Here is a 2651-nt window from a genome sequence, read left to right on the forward strand (position 1 = left end):
TTCCGAACATCAATGTTATCATTGCAGTTAATATAAAAGTTTTTAATTTTTTCATAAACAAACCCTCCATATATTTTCATCTCTTTATATATATTATATCATATATGTTTTGTTTTGTCAATATAAACCATACATTTTTTACCATTTATTTTCTGTACTTTATTATACTCTCTGCTGTTTCCTTTATCAGACGGTCACAAGGAAATTCCATTTCTTCATTAATATATTCTGAGCATTCATTTAATGTAAATTCCATTATATCAATCGGTGTTGCTTCTGGATCTTCTTCAGCTAAATATTCAAGATATACATCGTACCCTTCTATTTCATCTTTAATATAATGTGTCCACCTTTCCGAAAATCTTTCAATTGCAGACGATTCAACTTCCCTGTCCTTCCATTTTATAGTCTTGTACTTATCCATGTTAGCTTCATCTTCGGTTTTCTCTCGGTTAAAAGACACCATATCTTCAAGCATTTCTGATAAATATTCCTCTAAGGATAAATCCAGTTCGTATGCTTCCTGTTTCAGGATCGCTAATTTATCAGGATCAAATTCAAGCCAAAAACAATCTGTCATTATCTTTTTCCTTTCTTATTCGCCATTGGCGAATTTTCATTTTTACTCTTGACTTTTTATGATAATATGTTATAATTATAAATGAAAAAGGTGACTGCGATAAGCGGTTCTCCCAAAGATGTTTAGTGTAAAGAAACACCACCAATCTGTAGGAGGAAGGGCGGTGTTTCTTTTATTTAGAAACTATTTCTTGTTTTTATAAATATTATAAAACAAGGAGATAGCAGTTAGAATTACTAAAGTGTACTGAAACAGTCCATCATATGTAACCATAGCTATCACCTCCCTTACTGGGAGAAACCGCCTTTTCGTTTTCACGTTTATGCAATCACCTTATGATGATTATATCATAAACAGTCATATATTGTCAACCTTGGAAGTCTTTACAGACTTCTTTTTTATTCTTCAAGTATCGGAGGATTAAAATAATTTTCTAATGCTTTTTCAATTATCATCAATACTTTTTCCGGTTCAGTATCTTCATCAAAATACTTTAAATAGAATTCAGAAGGCAGCTTTAAAGACTTCATTTCTGATTTTTTTGCTTTATAGTCCCCTATAAGCAATTCCGTCATTTTGCTTTTTGATAATTTTTCGCAATTTTTATACGCTTCTCTTAGCTGTTTGGCTTTCCTGATATCAAGTTTTATAAGCATTCCGTTATCAGGACTTTTTATAATGCTGTATAAAAGCTTTTGTCCCTCTTCCGGAATATATGAAAGCTCCACTGCCGCTCTGACTGCAAGCTGCTTTGAATCTATCCACGGTTTAAGTTCCGGTATAAGCTTGTCAACTCTCAGCAGTCGTGCTACCGAATCCTTTTTCATACCGTATTCCTCTCCGGTTATATCAAGCTTGCTTTTGGATGGCTCATTACCGTCTAGCCTTTCTAATTCCTCATTTATGGCACGACTCTTTTCCTCGCTGAACATTTTTGAGTGCCGCATTGCCAGTACTGCCGCCTGTTCTGATATTTTCAAATCGTCAAATCCACGCTGTCTGAGATTTGTTTCTATCATGTACATCTCTGCTTCATCATCTGATAGACGTTCTTTGATCACTGCCGGAACTGTTTCAAGTCCTGCAAGTTTTGCTGCATTTGTACGGTTATGACCGGAGAGAATCTCATAATTCTCTCCATAAGGCTGTACTATTATAGGAATCAGTATACCGTTTTTCTTAACGCTTTCAATCATATCCTCCAGTCGTTCTCCGGAGTACAATTGAAATTTATGGTCATGATACGGTATAAGACTGCTTATCGGAATATTTTTTATCTGATTTTCCTGTGACATCATTGTGCCGATATCAAATGTTGCAAGCATCTTAACACCTCGTCATAATTTCTTCTGCAAGCGCCTTGTATTCTTCTCCAAGCTTGCTTTTGTTAAGGCATAAGCTTCTATTTCTTTCCGAACTGTTTGCGGCTTCTACAGATTTATGTATTGCAGTTTTATACAAAAGGTCTTTATAGTTTGTGTCAAGCATTGCAAGGGTATTTCTGCTCATTTTTGTATTTTCTGCCATTGTAGCAATTATTCCGGAAACTTCAAGACTTTTATTGATTGTTTCTTTAACCTGTTCACAAATGTTGATAAGACTTCCCAGTCCTTCATATGCAAACTTTTGTGTCTGAACCGGAATAATAACATTATCCGATGCAGTCAAGGCATTGACTAACAAAATTCCCAATGATGGCAGACAGTCTATAAGTACATAATCATAGTCGGTCAGATTTTCATTTGTAAGGATACGCTTCATAACTGTTTCTCTGGACAGTGCATTCATCAGGTAACTTTCAGCATTTGCAAGGTTGATATCTGAGGGAATATAACTGATTCTGTTTGCTTCTGATACTCTTACACAGCTTTCAAAATCTTCTTTACTGACTTTCATTCCCTTTGCAATACTCAGCATCATGTGACTGATCGTAGGATCACCGTCACCCTCAAATCCAAGATAGCTTGAAAGATTTGCTTGAGGATCGAGATCTATAAGCAAAACCTTAAACCCCTTTAACGCAAGCGCTGTACCCAGATTCAGCGTTGTGGTAGTTTTTCCTACCCCTCCT

At 35.5% G+C, this 2651-nt stretch carries 3 protein-coding genes; all 3 read right to left on the minus strand.

The features are described from left to right. Positions 1-145 precede the first annotated feature (145 nt). Entirely contained in the window at positions 146-580 is a 435-nt protein-coding gene (locus OCV67_RS07120) for a hypothetical protein (RefSeq protein ID WP_147643298.1), read from the minus strand. Between the two features lie 398 nt (positions 581-978). Next, a complete protein-coding gene (locus OCV67_RS07125; RefSeq protein WP_147643299.1) occupies positions 979-1905 on the minus strand; it encodes a ParB N-terminal domain-containing protein in 927 nt (308 codons plus the stop codon). Position 1906: 1 nt separating this feature from the next. After that, on the minus strand, positions 1907-2651 hold a 745-nt coding region (locus tag OCV67_RS07130), incomplete at its 5' end, for a ParA family protein (protein ID WP_147643399.1).

This window comes from Porcipelethomonas ammoniilytica (assembly GCF_025567485.1).
In the GTDB taxonomy this organism is placed as follows: Bacteria; Bacillota; Clostridia; order Oscillospirales; family Ruminococcaceae; genus Porcipelethomonas; species Porcipelethomonas ammoniilytica.

Bases quoted from the DNA above. Each gene is read 5' to 3' on its own strand.
- OCV67_RS07125 (WP_147643299.1), bottom strand. From the start codon at position 1,905: ATGCTTGCAACATTTGATATCGGCACAATGATGTCACAGGAAAATCAG.
- OCV67_RS07120 (WP_147643298.1), bottom strand. From the start codon at position 580: ATGACAGATTGTTTTTGGCTTGAATTTGATCCTGATAAATTAGCGATC.